The sequence below is a fragment of the Streptomyces sp. NPDC051018 genome (assembly GCF_044456085.1).
Lineage (GTDB): Bacteria > Actinomycetota > Actinomycetes > Streptomycetales > Streptomycetaceae > Streptomyces.
Genome location: NZ_JBITFN010000022.1, coordinates 25,416 through 43,844 on the forward strand (window position 1 = coordinate 25,416; position 18,429 = coordinate 43,844).

Genomic DNA, 18,429 nt, shown 5'->3' on the forward strand with positions numbered 1-18,429 from the left:
CTCACGAGCCCTGCGGCTGGTTGGCCGAACCGGTCGACAGCCGGGGCCCGGTCGGCAGGAAGGCGGACCAGGCGGCCGGGACCGGCAGCGGGTCGACGTCCTTGTAGCCGAGCCGGTTCTGCGCCTGCTGGGCCTCCTGCACCCGTTCCTGCTTCTCGCGCTCCGAACCGGAGGAGCCGATACCGGAATCGTCCGTGGCGCTGTCGCTGTTGGACTGCATCGCGTACCGCAGCCCGGTGTCGGTGACCAGGAAGAGAAAGCCCGACCTCGTCGTGGAGCCCTTGAACTGGCGGAACAGCTGGCCGGAGCCGGGGGTGACGTACGCGCTGCTGGACCCGGTCGGCAGGACCGCGGGGAAGTCGGTGCCCGCCCAGGTGCTGAGTGTGGTGGCGCCGCTGTCCTCGTCCACCTCGCGCAGGACGTTGCACACGGTGTTGCGGCTTCCCTCCCCCGTACCGGCCGTGTTGACGGGCCGGGGAGCGTCGGTGGGCCACTTCCTGTCCTGTCCGAACGCCTCACCGGGCCGGAAGGCCGCCGCGCTCACGGACGTCGCCCGGCCCGCCTGGCCGAGGTCGATCAGCTCCCGGCTGTTGAGCAGCAGCTTCGCCGTGAAGTCGGAGACGGGGGCCACCCGGCCCTTGAGGACCACGTACTGCTGGTTCCTGGTGGCGTCCGTGGCCGTGAGGATCATGCCGACCTTGTTCACCCCGTCCTCCAGGCTCCCGGGAACACCGGCGGGCTCGCCGGGCGTCCCGGTGATGGTGGGGAAGGTGACGCGGTCGCCCCGGTGGAGGGTGTCGAGCCAGGCGGCGGAGACCCGCTGGGCCACCCGCCCCTGGCCGACCAGCTGACGCAGCAGCAGTTCGTCGTCCTCCACCGGGTACGCGGTGCCGTCGGCGTCGACGATGTAACGGACCTTGTCCGGGCCCTCGACGTACATCAGATCGCCGCCGCGCAGCCTGCTCGCGCCCTCGGTCTTCCTCTCGTCGCGCTCGGCGAGCACGAAGGCGGCCTTCTGGATGGCCCGGCCGCCCTCGCCGGGCCGCTCGCAGACGGCCCACCGCTTGGCCTTCCCGGCCTCCTTGGCGGCGGGCAGCCGGTCGGGGGCGTAGGGAATTCCGAGAGTCGCGCCGTGCGGGATCTTCCCCTTGTCGAGGACGGACTCGTCGACGTTGATGACTTTCCCCTTGTCGGGATTCAGGAGAAGTTTCGCGGAGGACATGTTGAGAACGGGATGGAGCTGCTTTTTACCGTCGGTCTCCAGCACCACATATCGTGTGGTGGATTTGCTGGCGATAATCACGTTCTCACCGGGCTTGTCCCAGCCCTTGGGGGCGACCGGCTTGAACATTCCCCAGGCACCGAACCCCGCGAGAATCACCACGCCGACGATCGCCCCGGGCACCACCGCGCGCAGGGGACGGGGGGCGCCTTCCTCCGAGCCGGTCGCGTTGGGCTGGAGGAACTGCGCGATCAGGCGTCGTTTCGCGAAGGTGTAGGCGTTGAGTTCGTCCCGACGTGATGCCATCTGTCCGCTGTCCCTCTCCCCGCTGGGCGGCCAGGCTCCCCTTGTTCACCGAATCCGCCTGCCGTGGTAACGGCCCCTACTATGCCTGCTGACGGTCTCTCCTTCCTGCTCAGGTAGGGTGATCGCCCGGTCAACGCCCAGCGGGAATCGGTGAATACGGACACGAGGGGGCAACGCGGCGATGGGTTCGGCGACGCGCGCGCGAAACGGGCGGAGTTCGACGGGGGGCCGCAGCACGCCGGACGGACAGCGCGGCAGCGGACGGAACGGACGCTCCGGACGAACGCCGTCCGGACGGGCACCCGCCCCCGCGACCACCACACTGCGGCCCCTGTCCCGCACCGGCGGCGGTTTCGGGCCGTTCCCCCTGCGGCAGCTCGCGCTGGTGGAGATCGCCCTCGCCCTCGCCACGGTGGGAGCCGTACTCGGCGGACTGTGGCTGGTTCCCACGGTCGCCGTCGCCGCCGTTCTGCTGCTGCTCGCCTTCATCCGGCGGCGGGGACACGCCGTCCAGGACTGGCTGGCGACGGCGATGTCCCTGCGCGCCCGCAGAAAGTCGGCGGGCGCCTCCGCGGCCGGCACCGATCCCTCGCTCGCCCCGGTGGTGGAGGGGGTGTCCGGACTGCGCCCGTACCCTTTCGTCGACCGCAACCGGCGCACGGTCGGGATGCTCGGCGACGGGACGTTCCTCACTGCGGTGGTACGGATCGAGGCGAGCGGCGCCGCACTGCGGCCCGCGTTCGGCGCCCGGGCGCTCCCGCTCTCCCTCCTCGGCGGCGCCCTGGAGGTCGACGACATCGTCCTGGAGTCGGTCCAGTTGGTGCAGCAGGTGCGTTCCGCGCCCGCGCCGCACCTCCCGCAGCAGTCGGTGGCGAGGCTCTCGTACGCACCGCTCCAGGAGCGGACCGGCGCCCCCGCGCTCCGGCTGACCTGGGTGGCGGTGAAGCTCAATCCCGAGCTGTGCCGGGAGGCCGTCGACGCGCGGGGCGGCGGGGTCGAGGGGGCGCAGCGCTGTCTCGTCCGGGTCGCGGACCATGTGGCGAGCCGGGTCACGGGGGCCGGGTTCCAGGCCGTCGTGCTCGATCAGCAGGATCTCAACTCCACGGTCGCGACGGCCGCCTGCGCCAGCCCCCGGCTGGCCGCCCGCGCCGGCCGGCCGGACTCGGCGCCGCAGCGGCGCACCAGCGAGACCGCGCGCGTCTGGCGCTGCGACGACCGCTGGCACACGACGTACGCGGTGGGCCGCTGGCCCGAGCTGGGGCGCGGGGCGGCTCCGCTGCCCAAGGTGGTCTCCCTGCTCACCTCGGCGCCCGCGTACGCGACGACGTTCAGCCTCACCCTGCGGCGGGGCGCGCACCAGGGGGCGATGTCCATGGCCGGTCATGTGCGGGTGACGGGCGGCTCCGACACCGAACTCATCGGGGTACGGCGGACCCTGGAGCTGGCCGCCCGTACCGCCAAGGTCGCTCTCGTACGTCTCGACCGCGAGCAGTTGCCCGGCGCGCTGGCGACGCTTCCGCTGGGCGGTGCCCGGTGATGGCCGGGGTCGGGGCCGCACGGCGGCTGCTCGGCCCGCGCCACGCGGGGCACACGCTGGCCGCGACCGATCTGGGGGCGCTGTCCCTGCCGGTCGGCGACGACGGTGTCGTGATCGGCGACGACGCCGAGGGCCGCCCGCTGATGGTCGGCTTCCACCGGTCGACTCCGTACGATGTGCTGCTGATCGGCGGTCTGTGGACGGCGCAGGTCCTGGCGCTGCGCGCGGCCGGGACGGGCGCGCGGGTCGCGGTGGAGACCGGGCGGGCCCAGGCGTGGACGGGGCTGGCGCGGGCGGCGGGCGCGGGTCTGGACTGCATCACCCTCCATGAGGTGGGGCGTGTCCCGCCGATGGGCGCGTCGGTCGGCGGCCCGGTGGTGGTCGTACGGGACTGCGGGATGCGGCCCCCGCGCGGCCGGGTGGTCTCGGCGCCCTGGCAGTCGGTGCTGACCCTGCTGCCGTATCTGAGCCCGGTGGCGCCCCGGCTGCTGCGGGACGCCACCCTGGTCGGTGTCCAGCGGGTGTCCCCGCAGGAGGCGGAGCAGATCGGGCGGATCCTGGGTCTGTCCGCGGCGGAGAGCGGCGCGCTGCCGACGCTGGCGGACGGGGTCACGCTGTGGTGTGCCGGGCGGGAGCGCCACTGGGTGATGACCAGCGGTACGGACGCGGAGACGGGTCTGCTGGGCACGGCCCGCCGCATGGACTGACCGGCTCCGTTCGAGGGTGTCCAAACCCGTTCGTACGCTGGGATCTTCGGCGGATCTCCGACCGGTGCCGGCCCCCGTTCGGCCTAAACTCCTCAGTGGCGTGGACCCGCTCACAAGGGGTGTGTGTCCGCCGACCCGGCCGTTCGACCGAAGGGGAGCTTGACTGATGGGGAGCGCACAGGAGAAGGACGAGCTGTACGCCCTCGACATCTCTGGCGTCGAGTGGCTCAGCGCGCCCGGCACGAGCGAGGACGAGGAGCGGGTCGAGATCGCGCATCTGCCCGGTGGCGGTGTCGCGATGCGGTCGTCCCTGGATCCCGACACGGTACTGCGGTACACGGAGGCCGAGTGGCGGGCGTTCGTCCTCGGCGCGCGGGACGGGGAGTTCGACCTGCGCTGACAGGGACGTTCCGCCACAGGACCGGTCCCGTACGTGCGGTCCTGTACGTCCTCCTGGCGGACGTGCGGTCCTGTACGTCCGCCAGGGCGCGGTCCGGCGGGACCCCGTGACGGACGCCGGTGACGAACGTCGGTACGGTCTTTGCCGCGCGGGCGTGCCGCCGGTGCCCGCGCGGGGCGCGGTGGTCCGGCCGGGCGGCCCCGGGGCCGCCCGGCCGCCGGGTGCCGCCGGCCGTGGACGACCGAGACCGGATTGTTGGGCCGCGGACCCCATAGGGGCAGTCCGGCACCATTCCCCCACGTTCGCCGGTCAGTTGTACCGGTTTGCCCCATCGGTTGTCCTTTCTTGCTTCACCCCGGGTTCACTTGGGGATCGCACAGGACGTACGGGACGGTAGCCGGGGCCCGTCGGCCCTGACGGGCCGCCCCGGTTGACGATTAGGCTGGGACGGACAACGGCACAGGAACCTGCGGGGATGCCCGCCGCGTCCCCAGGGGGAGAGCCGGGCCGATCGGACGTCAGCGGTCGCCCCCACCCACGACGGCACAAGGGTGCTCGACCACACCAGGAGGCACAGTGAACAGCGATCGGGACGAGATCCGCGGGGGTTGGGACCTTCCCGCCGACGAGTCCGACGCGGAGCCCGCAGAGATGACGGGTGAGTTCACCATCGACTACACCCCGCCTGCCTGGTACACGCAGAACGCGTCCGGGGACTCCTCCGGCGGGAATGCAGGAGGGGCACCGCCGCCCCCGCCGCCGAACGGAGCGCCCGTGGCGGTGCCCGGGCTGCCGACGGGGAGCGGTTTCCAGCCGAACTGGACCCAGGGGCCGGACGTGCAGGGTGGGCCCGGCGTGCAGGGCGGGCCTGATGCGCAGGGCGGGTCCGGCGCGCGGGTGGCTGGTGGTGAGAAGCCGGGGACGACCGCGCCCGAGGGGCCGGAGGCGGCCCAGGGTCCGGAGGCCGCCCGAGGGCCGGACGGCGGCCGGGATGCGGAGGCCACCCGGGTTCCGGAGGGCCAGGTTTCGGAGGGCCGAGTTCCGGAGGCCCAGGTCTCGGAGGGCCGGAGTCCGGAAGCCCAGGTTTCGGAGCCGCAGGTGCCCGCGCCCGTAGCGCCCGCCGATCCGGCACCGGCCGTCCCGGGGCCCGGACCCGAGGCTGCGCCTCCCGCCGAGCCCTCGTCGGAGCCCTTCGGCGGCGGTCGGCTGGAGAGCGGCGCGACCATGCGCTTCTCCCCCGTGGCCCTGAGGCGTGAGATCGAGGAGCGGGACGCGGCGGCCGCCCGCGCCGCGGAGGAGGCCGCGAAGTCGGAGGAGGCCGGGGACCCGGCCGCGACCGGCGCCGACGGCGGGGGCGAGCCTCCGGCGGACGCCGGGGACCCGTCCGCCGAGTCCGCGGCCCCGGCCCCCGGCGCGGAACCGGAGGCCCGGGCGGCCGAACCGCCCCGGTACGCCGATGACGCCGAGGGAGAACAGATCGCCGAGGGATCCGGGGATGCGGGGGCCACCGCAGCCGGCCCTTCCTCCGAGGAAGGGAACGGCCCGGCGGACGCAGTGACAGCCGGTACGCCGGAGCAGCCGGACGCCTCGGGAGCCGGTGAACCTCCGGCTCCGGCCGGAACGCCCGAGGACTCGGTGCCGCAGGGAACCGCCCCCTCCCCCACTGAGCCCCAGGACGCGGTCCCGGCCCCCGCGGGGACCTGGTCCCCCGCGCCGCCCGCGCCCGATGCCGGGCTCCCGCCCCTGCCCCCCGCCTTCCAGCCCGCCGCGCCCGCGTCGGCGCCGCAGTGGCCGGTGTCGCCGCAGACGGCCGAGCAGTCGGCCCCGCCGCCGACGGCGCCCGTACCGGACGCACCGCAGCCGGCGCCCGCCGCCGCGCAGCCGGGGTACGGGTTCCCCCACCAGGCCGTGCCCGGACCGCAGGGGCAGACTCAGGCTCCTGACGGAGCGCCCCAGCCGGGTTACGGATTCCCGCAGCCGCAGTCCGCGCACGGGCAGGCCGCGCCCCAGGGGGGTTACGGATTCCCGCAGCAGGGGCAGCCGGTTCCACCGCCCCAGCCCCAGCAGGGCGCGGCCCCTGCGGCACCCCTGCCCCCACAAGCACCTCAGCCCCCTCAGGACCCTCAGGCCCCCGGCGCACCTCAGGTACCGCAAGGGCAGATCCCGTCGGCGCCCGCCGCCACGGGTCCGGGGGCTGCTCAGCCCGGCTACGGGTTCCCGGGCCCCCAGCCCGGGCCGGCCGGTCAGCACGGGCAGCCCGCTCCGGCCCAGCCACCCCAGCCCGGTTACGGGTTTCCCCAGCCGGGGACCCAGCCACAGGCAGGACCCCAGCCGCATCAGCCCCACCCGCAGCACCAGCAGCACGGCGCCCACCCGCCCGTGCCGCAGTCGACCGACCAGCAGCCGCCCGCGCCCGCGTCGCCGCCCGACCCCCGGGCGGGCAACGCCTGGCCGACGCCGGTGACGCACGATCAGCGTGAGCGCTCCGTACCGGGCGCCCCGCTCGGGTACACCGCCGCGGTGGAACTGTCCTCCGACCGGCTGCTGCGCAACAACAAGCAGAAGCCCAAGTCCAGCCGTAACCCCTCCGGCGCCTCCCGCTTCAAGCTCGGCGGAAAGAAGGAGGAGGCCGAGCGGCTGCGCAAGCTGGAGCTGATCCGTACACCGGTGCTGTCCTGCTACCGGATCGCGGTCATCAGCCTCAAGGGCGGTGTCGGCAAGACGACCACGACCACCGCGCTGGGCTCGACCCTGGCGACCGAGCGCCAGGACAAGATCCTGGCGATCGACGCCAACCCGGACGCCGGCACGCTCGGCCGCCGGGTGCGGCGCGAGACCGGGGCCACCATCCGGGATCTGGTGCAGGCCATCCCGTATCTCAACTCGTATATGGACATCCGCCGGTTCACCTCGCAGGCGCCCTCCGGTCTGGAGATCATCGCCAACGATGTGGACCCGGCCGTCTCGACGACGTTCAACGACGAGGACTATCGCCGGGCGATCGACGTCCTGGGCAGGCAGTACCCGATCATCCTCACCGACTCCGGCACCGGGCTCCTGTACAGCGCGATGCGCGGGGTGCTGGATCTGGCCGATCAGCTGATCATCATCTCGACGCCGTCGGTGGACGGCGCGAGCAGCGCGTCGACCACACTCGACTGGCTCTCCGCGCACGGGTACGCGGAGCTGGTGCAGCGTTCGGTCACGGTCATCTCCGGGGTGCGCGAGACCGGAAAGATGATCAAGGTGGACGACATCGTGGCGCATTTCCAGACGCGTTGCCGCGGTGTCGTCGTGGTGCCGTTCGACGAGCATCTGGCGGCCGGCGCCGAGGTCGATCTGGACATGATGCGGCCGAAGACCCGTGAGGCGTACTTCAATCTGTCCGCGATGATCGCCGAGGACTTCGTACGCGCCCAGCAGCAGCAGGGGCTGTGGATCGCGGACGGCAACCCTCCGCCGACCATGGCCCCGCCGATGCCGGGACAGCAGACACCCGGCGGCGGACAGCCGGTCCCGGGGCAGCCCGGTCGGCACGGCCAGCCCGGACAGCCGGATCCGCACGGCGGCCAGGGGCTTTACGGCCAACCCGGACAGCCGGGACAGCACGGCCACGGCCAGGGACAGCAGGCGCCGGGACCGCATATCCCGGGACAGCCCGGCCCCGGCGGACCCGCCCCCACCGACTACCCCGCGCCCGGGGCGCAGGCACCGCAGGCACCCGCCCAGCAGATCCCCGGACAGCCCGGACCCGGGCACCCGGGACAGCCCGCGCCCGTTCCCGGCCACCACGCACAGCCCGCGCCCGGATACCCGGGACAGCCCGGCCCGGCCGGAGCACCCGCACACGGGCAGGCCCCCGGAAACCCTCAGCCCTTCCCGGGTGCCGCCGGGCCCCATGCTCCCGGTGCTCCCCACTCTCCCCAACCCCACGCTCCCCAACCCCAGGCGCCCTACCCGCCCCAGGGGCAGCCCCCGGCCCAGCCGGGCGCCTGGCCCCAGGGGCCTCATGGGCAGGCCCAGCAGCCACCGCATCCGGCCGGGGCACCACAGCAGCCGGGGACTCCGGGACCCGGCCATCACGCCCAGTCGGGTGATAACGGGCAACCCGGAACACAGGGGCCGGTGCCGCCCGCCGGACCGCCCCGACAGGAGCCTCCCCAGGCACCGCCAGCCTCTCAACAGTAAGGCAGCAGAGGTCTGTACCAATGAGGGCCCGCATCGACTCCACGATGCGGGCCCTTGTCGCATTCCCGCAGACCAGAAGGGGTTTCACACACCGTTGACGGCACTGGACCACCGCTGATACAACCCGCATCACCAGTAGGTCACCACCCATCAGCCCGTCCGCTTCCCCCCAGCGCTGACGCGAGGTCACCGTCCTATGGTCACAGAGATCCCACCCACCCCACACACCTCCTCAGTCACAGCGACCCCGTCCCCGGTCCACCACCGGCCCCGGCCCCCGGCCCGGCGTCGGGCCCGGCTCCTGCTGACGCTCTGCGCCACGGCCTCCCTGCTCGCCGTACCGGCGCAGGGGACCGCCCTGGCGAAGGAGGGCGGCGGCGAGGGCCGGAAGGTCCTCACGGTCGCGGTGTCGCAGAGCGTGGACTCGCTGAGTCCGTTCCTGGCACAGCGTCTGGTCTCCACCACCGTGCACCGTCTGACCTACGAGTATCTGACGAACTACGACGTCAGGGACGGTCGCGCGATCCCCGGGCTCGCCACCGCCTGGAAGTCGTCGCCGGACAAGCTGACCTGGACGTACACCATTCGCGAGAACTCGACCTGGTCCGACGGACGGCCGGTGACGGCGGCCGACGCCTCCTGGACGTTCAACAAGATGATGACGGACGAGAAGGCCGCGACCGCCAACGGCAGCTTCACCGCCAACTTCAGAAGGGTCACCGCGCCCGATCCCCGGACCCTGGTCATCGAGCTGAAGAAGCCCCAGGCCACGATGACCGCGCTCGATGTGCCGATAGTGCCCCGGCATCTGTGGGAGAAGGTCGGGGACTTCTCCACCTTCAACAACGACAAGCGGTTCCCCGTCGTCGGCAACGGCCCGTACGTCGTCACCGACTTCAAGGTCGACCAGTACGTCAGACTCCGGCCGAACAAGAACTTCTGGCGCGGTGCGCCCAAGTTCGACGAGCTGGTGCTCAAGTACTACAAGGACGGTGACGCGGCCGTCGCCGCACTGCGCAAGGGCGAGGTCTCCTTCGTCCAGGGGCTGACCCCGGCTCAGGCGTCCTCCCTGAAGAGCGCCGAGAACATCAAGGTGAACGACGCTCCCGGCCGTCGTTTCTTCGCCCTCGCGGTCAATCCGGGCGCGAGGTCAAAGGACGGCAAGACCTTCGGCAGCGGTCACAAGGCCCTGCTCGACCCCGCCGTACGCAAGGCGCTCTTCCACGCCACCGACCGGAGGACCATCGTCGAGAAGGTCTTCCGGGGCCATGCCGCCGAGGGCGAGGGGTATATCCCGCCGCGCTTCTCCTCGTACTTCTTCAAGCCCGGTGCCAATCAGGTGATCGACTACGACCCCGCACAGGCTGCGGCGCTGCTGGACCGGGCCGGATACCGGAAGAACGGTTCCGGCAAGCGGGTCGGCAAGGACGGCAGGCCGCTGGACTTCCGGATCCTGTGCCATGCCACCGATCCGAACGACAAGGCGGTGGGCAAGTACCTCCAGGAGTGGTGGGGCGAGCTCGGCATCGGGCTGACGATCGACTGCCTCGACAATGTCTCCGACCCCTGGCTCAAGGGCGACTACGACCTCGCCTTCGACGGCTGGTCCGTCAATCCCGACCCGGACTTCGTCCTCTCCATCCACACCTGTGCCGCCCTGCCCGCGACCCCCAGGGACACCGGCTCGACGGACAACTTCATCTGCGACAGGCGGTTCGACGAGCTGTACGCGCGCCAGTCCGGCGAGTACGACCCGGCGAAGCGGGCCGAACTGGTGAAACAGATGCAGTCCCGGCTGTACGACACGGGCTTCATGAATGTCCTCGTGTATCCGAACGCGGTCGAGGCGTACCGTACGGACCAGATCAAGTCGATCACGACGATGCCCGAGGCCGCTGGCAACATCTGGGGCCAGGACGGGTACTGGAGCTGGTGGTCGGCCGTGCCCGCCGCGGGTGACGGCGGCTCCGGCGGCGGCTCCGCCACCGGGGTGGTGATCGGGGCGGTCGCGGCCGGGGTGCTCGCCGCCGCGCTCGGGGTCTTCGTCGTGGTGCGCCGCCGTTCGACCGTGGAAGACCGTGAGTAGCCGATGACGTCGATGACCACGACCACGGACACCGACACGAGCGCCGTGGCGGCGGCGGAGGAGGAACCGAGCCGCGGCACCGGCGCCCGCGCCTATCTGGTGTACACGGCGGGCAAGCTGGGCGGGGCGGCGATCTCCCTGCTCGCCGTGCTCGTCACCAGCTTCTTCCTGTTCCGGATCATCCCCGGCGATCCGGTCAAGGCGATGACGCACGGGATGCCGACGTCCGCCGAGCAGCTGGCGGCCCTGCGCCGGCAGTTCGGTCTCGACCAGCCACTGTGGCAGCAGTTCACGGATTACTGTGCCAAGGCACTGACCGGCGATCTGGGCATGTCGTACCAGTTCCATGCGCCGGTCGGTGAGCTGATCGCCCAGAAGGTGCCCGCGACCCTGCTGCTGACCGGTGTCGCCGTGGTGATCTACTCGGCGCTCGGCCTCTGGCTGGGCACCCGCTCCGCCTGGCGGCACGGCGGCCTCGGCGACCGGCTCAACACGGGCGTCGCCCTCACCCTGTGGTCGGTCCCGTCGTTCTGGCTCGGCCTGCTGCTGATCATCACCTTCGCGGTGGGCGCCGGACCCGTCCCCGGGCTCTTCCCCACGGGCGGCATGGAGTCCGGCGACGAGACCGGCCTCGCCCATATCGCCGATGTGGCGCACCATATGGTGCTGCCGGTCCTCACCCTGGTCGCGGTCGGATACGCGCAGACGCTGCTGGTGATGCGGTCGTCGCTGCTCGACGAGATGGGCGGGGACTATCTGACGACCGCGCGGGCGAAGGGGCTGCGGGACGATGCCGTACGGCGCCGCCATGCCGTGCCCAACGCGCTGCTGCCGACCGTGACGATGGTGTTCATCAATCTGGGCCATGTGGCAGCCGGTTCGATCCTGGTGGAGACGGTGTTCTCCTGGCCGGGGCTCGGCGGGCTGTTCTACCAGGCGCTGAGCGTGCCCGATCTGCCGCTGGTACAGGGGCTGTTCGTGGTCTTCGCCGGGGCGATGATCCTGATGAATCTGCTGGCCGATCTGCTCTATCCGATCCTCGATCCCCGGGTGGGCCGATGACGACCTCTCTCGCCCGGGCCCGCCGCCGTGAGTCGGCGGCCCGGTTCTGGCGTTCGTACCGTACGCACCGGGCGGGGCTCTTCGGTCTCGGTGCCCTCGCCCTGATCGCCCTGGTGGCGCTGGCGGCGCCGCTGCTGACCGGGGAGGACGTCCAGAGCGTGACCGAGGCGCCGGGCGGGCCGCTGGAGTCGCCGAGCGGAGAGTTCCCCCTGGGCACGGACCAGTTCGGGCGTTCCCTGCTGGGGCTGCTGGTGTGGGGCGCGCGGATCTCGCTGACCGTGGGTCTGCTGGCGGCGGCGCTGTCGGTGGCCATCGGTACGCTCGTGGGGATCGTCGCCGGGCACTACGGGGGCTGGTTCTCGACCGTGCTGATGCGGATCACCGACTGGTTCCTGGTGATGCCGGCGCTGGTGCTGGCGATCGTGCTGGCGACGGTGATGTCCCGGAGCGTGTGGACGGTGGTCATCGCGATCGGGGTGACCAGCTGGCCGACGACGGCCCGGCTGGTGCGGGCGCAGACGATCGCGATCGAGTCCCGGCCTTACATCGAGCGCGCGAAGGCGCTCGGGGGCGGCCACCGGCACATCATGAACCGCCATGTGCTGCCGAATGTGATGCCGCTGGTGCTCGCGCAGACCACGCTCGGGATCTCCACGGCGATCCTCACCGAGGCGACGCTCGCCTTTCTGGGGCTGGGCGATCCGTCGGTGGTGTCCTGGGGCGGGATGCTCCAGGACGCCCGGCAGGCGGGGGCGGTGTCCTCGGGCCACTGGTGGTATCTCGCGCCGCCCGGTCTCGCGATCGCGCTGGTGGCGCTCGCGTTCACCCTGTGCGGGCGGGCGATCGAGACGGTGCTCAATCCGAAGCTGGGGGTCCGCGCGTGATGCTGGACGTACGGGATCTGCGGGTGACCTACGGCTCCGGTACGCGGGCGGTCCCCGCCGTCCGGGGCGTCGATCTGACGGTGGCCGCCGGGCAGAAGGTGGGCATCGCCGGGGAGTCGGGCTGCGGTAAGTCGACCCTCGCGCTGGCGCTGCTGCGTCTGCTGCCCGCTTCCGCCTCGCTGAGCGGGGAGATCCTCATCGACGGCGAGGACGTTCTCACCATGCGGTGGGGCCGGCTGCGGGCGGTGCGCTGGGCGGGCGCATCCATTGTCTTCCAGGGCGCGATGCACTCGCTCAACGCGGTACGGAGGATCGGCGACCAGATCGCCGAACCCGTCGTACTGCACCAGGGGGCCACCCCCGCCGAGGCGGGCAGGCGCGTCGCCTCTCTGCTGCGGCAGGTGGGGCTGCCGGCCGCTCGCGCGGACGCGTACCCCCATGAGCTGTCGGGCGGCCAGCGCCAGCGGGTGATGATCGCGATGGCACTGGCCTGCGACCCCCGGCTGATCATCGCCGACGAGCCGACCACCGCGCTCGATGTGATGATCCAGGCGCAGATCCTGCGGCTGATCGAACAGCTGGTCGCGGAGCAGGAGATCAGCCTGCTGATGATCAGCCACGATCTGGCGGTCCTCGCGGACACCTGCGACCGGCTGGCGGTGATGTACGCGGGCCGGGTGGTCGAGGAGGGCCCGGCGCGCGAGGTGTACACGGCCGCGCGCCACCCCTACGGGCAGGCGCTGTCCGCCGCCTTCCCCCGGGTCGGCGATGTGTCCTCCCGCCGCGCGCCCCGGGGTCTGCCGGGCGATCCGCCCGATCCCTCGGCCCTGCCGTCCGGCTGTACGTTCCATCCGCGCTGCCCCGTGGCACTCGACGCGTGCGCCGAGGAGCCACAGGAACTGGCGGGAGCGGCCGGTGCGCACCGGGCCGCGTGTGTCCACGCGGACGGTTCCGTGTCCGCGAGTATCGGGAGGCAGCCCTGATGACGGCTCTGTTGTCGGCCACCGGTCTGCGGGTCACCTTCCCCGGGCGGCGGCGCGGGTCATCGGCGCGGCCCGTGCGCGCCGTGGACGGGGTGGACCTGGAGATCGGCGGCGGGGAGATCGTGGCCCTGGTCGGTGAGTCGGGCTGCGGCAAGACGACACTGGCGCGGGCCCTGCTCGGGCTGGTGCCGCCGGAGTCGGGGCGGGTCGTCTTCGGGGGCCGGCCGCTGGAGTACACCTCCCGCGCCCTGACCGCGTACCGCAGACGGGTCCAGCTGGTGCTTCAGGACCCGAGCGGTTCGCTCAATCCCCGGCACACGGTGTACGACGCGGTGGCGGAGGGCCCCCGGATCCACGGGCTGCCCGGTGATGAGCGCGAGCTGGTCTCCCGGGCTCTCGCGCGGGCGGGGCTGCGTCCCCCGGAGCGCTTCTTCCTCCGCTATCCGCATGAGCTGTCGGGCGGTCAGCGCCAGCGTGTCGTCATCGCGGGGGCGCTCGCCCTGGAGCCCGAACTCATCGTCGCGGACGAGCCGGTGGCCTCGCTGGACGCGTCCGTACGCGGGGAGATCCTCGCGCTGGTGCTGCGGCTGCGTGATGAGCTGGGGCTGTCCGCGCTGGTGGTGACGCACGATCTGGGGCTCGCCTGGAACATCGCGGACCGGGTCGCGGTCATGTATCTGGGGCGGATCGTGGAGTCGGGCCCGGTGGAGTCGGTGCTGACGGCGCCCCGTCACCCGTACACCCAGGCCCTGCTGTCCGTGCTCCCGGAGTCAGGGACCCCGCCGGTCGTCCTCTCGGGCGAGCCCCCGGACCCCACCCGCATTCCCGGGGGCTGCCGCTTCCACGAGCGGTGCCAGGCGCTCGCCTCGGGCGAGGCGGACCGGGCGGGCGTCGCGGAGAGCTGCCGTACCCGGGCGATGGAGGTGCTGACGGGAGCGGGGGTGGCGTGCCATCTGGCCGTCGCCCCCGGGGGCGGCTGAATCCGGCGCCCTTGGGTCCTGCCCCTGTACGCCGCCGGGTGTACTCCCCCGGGCCCGGGGGCCACGAGGGAGGCGGGACGGGACCCCGCCGGGCCGGAGCCCAAGGTCCGGAGGTACGAGGACCGGTGCCGGGCCGGAACGCGACCGACGCCCTCCGGTTCGGAGGTACGGGTGGCGGGCCGGAACGTCGCGGCCCGCCCCTACGATGCTGACGTGCCGGTGCCGGGCGGCCCGGGGAGCGCGGCGGTGAGTTCGTAACCCGCCTCCTCCACCGCCGCGCGTACCTCCGCGAGGCCGAAGGAGCCCTCACCCGTCACCGTGACGGTGCCGGCGTCGACGTCCACGGACACGGCGGTGACCCCGGGGATGCGTTCCACTTCCGCGGTGACGAAGTTCGCGCAGTGCCCACAGGCCATGCCCTCCACCCGGTAGCTGTTCACGGTGCCGGGGCCCTCGGTCACGACGGCTCCTCCTGGAGGGCGGGCGCTCCCGGCGCGGCCTCCTGCGGGTTGGGGGCGGACACGGTACGGGTGAGCATGTGCGAGCTGCGCATCCGCCCGTCGGAGGCGAACTGCCCGAAGAAGCAGACCTCGATGGTGAGGTCCGTCCCGCGGTTGCGCACATGCAGGGTGTACCGGGCGGCGAGCCGGTCACCCGTCAGATGCGCCTCGTGCACCTCCACCCTGCTGTCGGGCCGGTTCTTGCGCACCGGACGGGTGTGGGCGATCAGCTTCCCCCGGTCCATCGCATGACCGTCGGCGACCTGGATGATGTCCGGGGTGTGGTAGCGGTCGACGATCACCGCCGGGTCCTCTTCGTCACGCAGGAGGTCCGCGGTGAATCCGGTGAAGAAGTCGGCGATGAACTGCTTCGGATCGTTGACGCTGAGGATGCTCATACGGCTCCTGCCGGGCTTCGGGCGGGTGCGGCAGGGGGACGCGCACGGCGCGGCGGGGAGTGTGCCGAGGTCCCCCCCCTGCGATCTCTTACACGATGTAAGATATGCACGTTCCGATAATTTTGACAAGCTGTAAGAGATACTGCGGGTGAGGGTACCGGAGGCTACCTCCGGGCGGGTCGGCCGGCCGCGGCCACGATCAGGTCGGCGCACCTCGCCGGCACCCAGGAGACAGCGGGCCGGATGCGTCGGCAGTACGCACGGCGGGCGGCCCGCACAAGCCCGCTCCGGGCGCTCGGCACTGCGGGGAGCGGGCGAGTGAGGAGCACGGCGGAGGGCGGGAAGCAGCGTGGCAGGCGGCGGGAAGGGCTCGCTGAACCACAGGGAGCAGGGGGCACGGCACCGGACCTGGCCGTCACCGGGACCATGAGCGGGCCGCTCCTCAGCGGGCGCCCGCCGGCCGGGACGGTACGGTGACGTCTACCCGGCCGCCGTCAGCTCCCGGCACTTCTTGACGTCCTCGGCCATCTGCGCCAGCAGGTCGTCCACCGTGTCGAACTTCTGCATACCGCGCAGATACGCCAGGAAGTCCACCGCCACGTGCAGCCCGTACAGATCGAGGTCCACACGGTCGATCGCATAGGCCTCGACCGTGCGGTCCGTGGCGTTGAACTGGACGTTCGTACCGACGGAGATGGCCGCGGGCATACGTTCCCCGTCGGCGACGAGCCAGCCCGCGTAGACACCGTCCGCGGGCACGGCGGTATGGGGCAGGGTCTCGACGTTCGCCGTGGGAAAGCCCAGCTCACGGCCCCGCTGGGCACCGCGCACAACAACGCCCTCGACCCGGTGGGGGCGGCCGAGGATCTCCAGGGCGCCCCCGACGTCACCGGAGGCGATCAGCCGGCGGGTGAGGGTGGAGGAGAACGGTTCACCGCCGCCCGCCTCTCCGGTGACGTACAGCTCGATGACCTCGACCCGGTAGTCGTAGGTCGCGCCCAGCTCCGCCAGGAAGGCGACATCACCGGCGGCCCGGTGGCCGAAGCGGAAGTTCGGGCCCTCCACGACCAGGGCGGCGTGCAGCTTGTCGACCAGCACCTTGACGATGAAATCGGCGGGTGAGAGCTGCGAGAACTCCGCGGTGAAGGGAAGGATGAGCAGCGCGTCCACGCCCAGCTCGGCCATCAGCTCGGCGCGCCGGTGGTGCGGGGCCAGCAGGGGCGGGTGGCTGCCGGGGCGGACGACCTCGCTCGGGTGGGGGTCGAAGGTGACGACCACGGAGGGCACGGACAGTTCCCGGGCGCGCTCCACCGCGCGCCCGATGATCAGCTGGTGCCCGCGGTGGACCCCGTCGTAGGAGCCGATGGTGACGACGCTGCGTCCCCAGCCCTCAGGGATGTCCTCCAAGCCACGCCAGCGTTGCACTGTGACCGCTCCTCGCCCGAACCTCGGCTACCCGGAAAAGACTGCTCTTTTTGCAGCTCTAAGAGTGCCATGCCCGGGACGGTGGGTTCGCATCGGCCTCAGCGCGTCCGTTTATCGGACGCGCCCCCTTGTGCTCCCCCTGTTCACTCCGCGCGCCCACCCATGGGGGTGAATCACCGGGGCGGGATGGATAGGTCTCCCCCGGAGGGGGATCGTGGAACGGGCAGTTCACCTGCCCGTTCCACGATAGAGATCGCCCTGCGAAGCCCCTGTGGCGCGGACCGGGCTCCCGGCTCGGACCCCGGCACCACCGGAGCGCACGCGCCCTCAGACCCGCGCACCGGCCCCGGACCGCCTACAGGGCCCCCGGACCGCCCGCCGGACCCTCAGACGAAGACGGCGAGGCTCTTCGCCCTGCCCTTCTGCTCCTCCACCAGCGCCAGAAAGCGTCCGCCGGGACCGAAGACCGCGACCGGTGAGCGGTCGTACGGCGGCATGTCCAGGCGTACGCCGTTCGCCAGCAGCCGGGCCCGCCGCTCGTCCACATCCCAGCGCGGGAACGCCGCGGCGGCGGCCTGCGCGATGGGCATGACGGTCAGCTCCTCCTGGTGCTGGTCGAGCGTCCGTGCCGCGTCCAGCCCGTAGGGGCCCACCCTGGTCCGCCGCAGCGCGGTGAGATGCCCCCCGACACCGAGCCCGGCACCCAGATCACGGGCCAGGGCGCGGATATACGTACCGGAGGAGCAGACCACCGAGACGACCAGGTCCACCACGGCCGTCCCGTCCTCGGCGACGGCCTGCCCGACGTCGTAGACCCGGAACGAGGAGACGGTCACCGGCCGGGCCGGGATCTCGAAGTCCTCGCCGCCGCGCACCCGTGCGTAGGAGCGCTTGCCGTCGATCTTGATGGCGCTGACCTTGGACGGCACCTGCATGATGTCGCCGGTCAGGGCGGCCACACCCGCGTCGATGGCTTCACGGGTGACCCCGGAGGCATCGACGCCGGCCGTGATCTCGCCCTCGGCGTCGTCGGTGACGGTCGTCTGCCCGAGCCGGATCGTGCCGAGGTACTCCTTCTCCGTCAGCGCGAGATGGCCGAGGAGTTTGGTGGCCCGCTCGACGCCGAGGACCAGGACACCCGTGGCCATGGGGTCGAGTGTGCCCGCGTGACCGACCCGGCGGGTCCTCGCGATACCGCGCATCTTGGCGACGACGTCGTGCGAAGTGAAGCCGGACGGCTTGTCGACGATGACAAGGCCGTCCGGCGTGACTGCTGGTGTTGTCATGCGGAGGTGTCGTCCTCGTCCTCCGGCTTGCGGTACGGGTCCGCCTCGCCGGCGTAGGCCGCGCCCGAGGACGCCTCGCGCACCTTGGCGTCCGAGGCCCGTGCCCGGTCCAGCAGCGATTCGATCGTCTTGGCGTTCTCCGGGAGGGCGTCCGCCACGAATGTCAGGGTGGGGGTGAACTTGGTACCCGCCGCGGCACCGACCGCGCTGCGCAGTACGCCCTTGGCGCTCTGGAGCCCGGCAGCGGCGCTCGCCCGGTCCTCGTCGTCGCCGTAGACCGTGTAGAAGACCGTGGCCTCCCGCAGATCGCCGGTGACCCGGGTGTCGGTGATGGTGACATGTGTGCCGAGCCGCGGGTCCTTGATACCGCGCTGTAGCTTCTCGGCGACCACTTCCCGGATGAGGTCCGCCAGTTTCTTCGCCCGCGCGTTGTCGGCCACTGGTCCTTCTCCTTCTTACCTGCTT

General features: G+C 72.1%; 15 protein-coding genes. 9 read left to right on the forward strand and 6 right to left on the reverse strand.

The annotated features are described in order from the left end of the window. Position 1: 1 nt before the first annotated feature. On the reverse strand, positions 2 to 1,528 hold the full coding sequence (gene eccB / locus ACIBCM_RS29065; protein WP_399248294.1) for a type VII secretion protein EccB: 1,527 nt from the start codon (positions 1,526 to 1,528) through the stop codon (positions 2 to 4). A gap of 181 nt (positions 1,529 to 1,709) precedes the next feature. Between eccB and eccE the strand changes: the two genes are divergently transcribed. The 9 genes from eccE to ACIBCM_RS29110 all read left to right on the forward strand — a co-directional run bounded on the left by eccE (position 1,710) and on the right by ACIBCM_RS29110 (position 14,355). Next, complete coding sequence (gene eccE / locus ACIBCM_RS29070) at positions 1,710 to 3,065, forward strand: type VII secretion protein EccE (RefSeq protein WP_399248296.1); 1,356 nt, start codon at positions 1,710 to 1,712, stop codon at positions 3,063 to 3,065. Next, positions 3,065 to 3,772, forward strand: coding sequence for a hypothetical protein (locus ACIBCM_RS29075; RefSeq protein WP_399248298.1), 708 nt, complete (start codon positions 3,065 to 3,067; stop codon positions 3,770 to 3,772). The genes eccE and ACIBCM_RS29075 overlap by 1 nt, the downstream gene beginning before the upstream one ends. Positions 3,773 to 3,938: 166 nt before the next feature. After that, positions 3,939 to 4,172 (forward strand): DUF397 domain-containing protein, encoded by a 234-nt coding sequence (locus ACIBCM_RS29080; RefSeq protein ID WP_389276965.1) that lies wholly within the window; start codon positions 3,939 to 3,941, stop codon positions 4,170 to 4,172. 576 nt (positions 4,173 to 4,748) lie between these two features. Next, entirely contained in the window at positions 4,749 to 8,360 is a 3,612-nt protein-coding gene (locus ACIBCM_RS29085) for an SCO5717 family growth-regulating ATPase (RefSeq protein WP_399248301.1), read from the forward strand. A 196-nt stretch (positions 8,361 to 8,556) separates the two neighbouring features. Beyond that, positions 8,557 to 10,446 carry an ABC transporter substrate-binding protein gene (locus ACIBCM_RS29090; protein WP_399248303.1) on the forward strand — a complete coding sequence of 630 codons (1,890 nt, stop codon included), beginning with the start codon at positions 8,557 to 8,559 and terminating at the stop codon, positions 10,444 to 10,446. 12 nt (positions 10,447 to 10,458) lie between these two features. Then, positions 10,459 to 11,508, forward strand: coding sequence for an ABC transporter permease (locus ACIBCM_RS29095; RefSeq protein WP_399248305.1), 1,050 nt, complete (start codon positions 10,459 to 10,461; stop codon positions 11,506 to 11,508). Next, entirely contained in the window at positions 11,505 to 12,392 is an 888-nt protein-coding gene (locus tag ACIBCM_RS29100) for an ABC transporter permease (protein WP_399248307.1), read from the forward strand. Before ACIBCM_RS29095 ends, ACIBCM_RS29100 begins: the two co-directional genes overlap by 4 nt. Further along, positions 12,392 to 13,375 (forward strand): ABC transporter ATP-binding protein, encoded by a 984-nt coding sequence (locus tag ACIBCM_RS29105; RefSeq protein ID WP_399248309.1) that lies wholly within the window; start codon positions 12,392 to 12,394, stop codon positions 13,373 to 13,375. The genes ACIBCM_RS29100 and ACIBCM_RS29105 overlap by 1 nt, the downstream gene beginning before the upstream one ends. Continuing rightward, a complete protein-coding gene (locus ACIBCM_RS29110; RefSeq protein WP_399248311.1) occupies positions 13,375 to 14,355 on the forward strand; it encodes an ABC transporter ATP-binding protein in 981 nt (326 codons plus the stop codon). The genes ACIBCM_RS29105 and ACIBCM_RS29110 overlap by 1 nt, the downstream gene beginning before the upstream one ends. A gap of 200 nt (positions 14,356 to 14,555) precedes the next feature. Here the strand turns inward: ACIBCM_RS29110 and ACIBCM_RS29115 are convergent, their stop codons facing one another. From ACIBCM_RS29115 to rbfA, 5 genes are all read right to left on the reverse strand, one after another. After that, entirely contained in the window at positions 14,556 to 14,816 is a 261-nt protein-coding gene (locus ACIBCM_RS29115; protein WP_399248313.1) for a heavy-metal-associated domain-containing protein, read from the reverse strand. Next, a complete protein-coding gene (locus ACIBCM_RS29120) occupies positions 14,813 to 15,253 on the reverse strand; it encodes a nuclear transport factor 2 family protein (RefSeq protein WP_399248314.1) in 441 nt (146 codons plus the stop codon). The genes ACIBCM_RS29115 and ACIBCM_RS29120 overlap by 4 nt, the downstream gene beginning before the upstream one ends. Positions 15,254 to 15,733: 480 nt before the next feature. Then, positions 15,734 to 16,678, reverse strand: coding sequence for a bifunctional riboflavin kinase/FAD synthetase (locus ACIBCM_RS29125; RefSeq protein ID WP_399248315.1), 945 nt, complete (start codon positions 16,676 to 16,678; stop codon positions 15,734 to 15,736). A 386-nt stretch (positions 16,679 to 17,064) separates the two neighbouring features. Next, positions 17,065 to 17,964 carry a tRNA pseudouridine(55) synthase TruB gene (gene truB, locus ACIBCM_RS29130; RefSeq protein ID WP_399248317.1) on the reverse strand — a complete coding sequence of 300 codons (900 nt, stop codon included), beginning with the start codon at positions 17,962 to 17,964 and terminating at the stop codon, positions 17,065 to 17,067. Beyond that, entirely contained in the window at positions 17,961 to 18,404 is a 444-nt protein-coding gene (gene rbfA, locus ACIBCM_RS29135) for a 30S ribosome-binding factor RbfA (RefSeq protein WP_389276998.1), read from the reverse strand. Before rbfA ends, truB begins: the two co-directional genes overlap by 4 nt. Between the last annotated feature and the right edge of the window lie 25 nt (positions 18,405 to 18,429).

Excerpts from the sequence above, each read along its gene's own strand:
- ACIBCM_RS29110 (WP_399248311.1), top strand. The coding sequence starts at position 13,375 with ATGACGGCTCTGTTGTCGGCCACCGGTCTGCGGGTCACCTTCCCCGGG.
- eccB (WP_399248294.1), bottom strand. The coding sequence starts at position 1,528 with ATGGCATCACGTCGGGACGAACTCAACGCCTACACCTTCGCGAAACGA.
- ACIBCM_RS29080 (WP_389276965.1), top strand. The coding sequence starts at position 3,939 with ATGGGGAGCGCACAGGAGAAGGACGAGCTGTACGCCCTCGACATCTCT.
- ACIBCM_RS29095 (WP_399248305.1), top strand. The coding sequence starts at position 10,459 with ATGACCACGACCACGGACACCGACACGAGCGCCGTGGCGGCGGCGGAG.
- ACIBCM_RS29105 (WP_399248309.1), top strand. The coding sequence starts at position 12,392 with ATGCTGGACGTACGGGATCTGCGGGTGACCTACGGCTCCGGTACGCGG.
- ACIBCM_RS29090 (WP_399248303.1), top strand. The coding sequence starts at position 8,557 with ATGGTCACAGAGATCCCACCCACCCCACACACCTCCTCAGTCACAGCG.
- eccE (WP_399248296.1), top strand. The coding sequence starts at position 1,710 with ATGGGTTCGGCGACGCGCGCGCGAAACGGGCGGAGTTCGACGGGGGGC.
- ACIBCM_RS29075 (WP_399248298.1), top strand. The coding sequence starts at position 3,065 with ATGGCCGGGGTCGGGGCCGCACGGCGGCTGCTCGGCCCGCGCCACGCG.
- ACIBCM_RS29120 (WP_399248314.1), bottom strand. The coding sequence starts at position 15,253 with ATGAGCATCCTCAGCGTCAACGATCCGAAGCAGTTCATCGCCGACTTC.
- ACIBCM_RS29100 (WP_399248307.1), top strand. The coding sequence starts at position 11,505 with ATGACGACCTCTCTCGCCCGGGCCCGCCGCCGTGAGTCGGCGGCCCGG.
- truB (WP_399248317.1), bottom strand. The coding sequence starts at position 17,964 with ATGACAACACCAGCAGTCACGCCGGACGGCCTTGTCATCGTCGACAAG.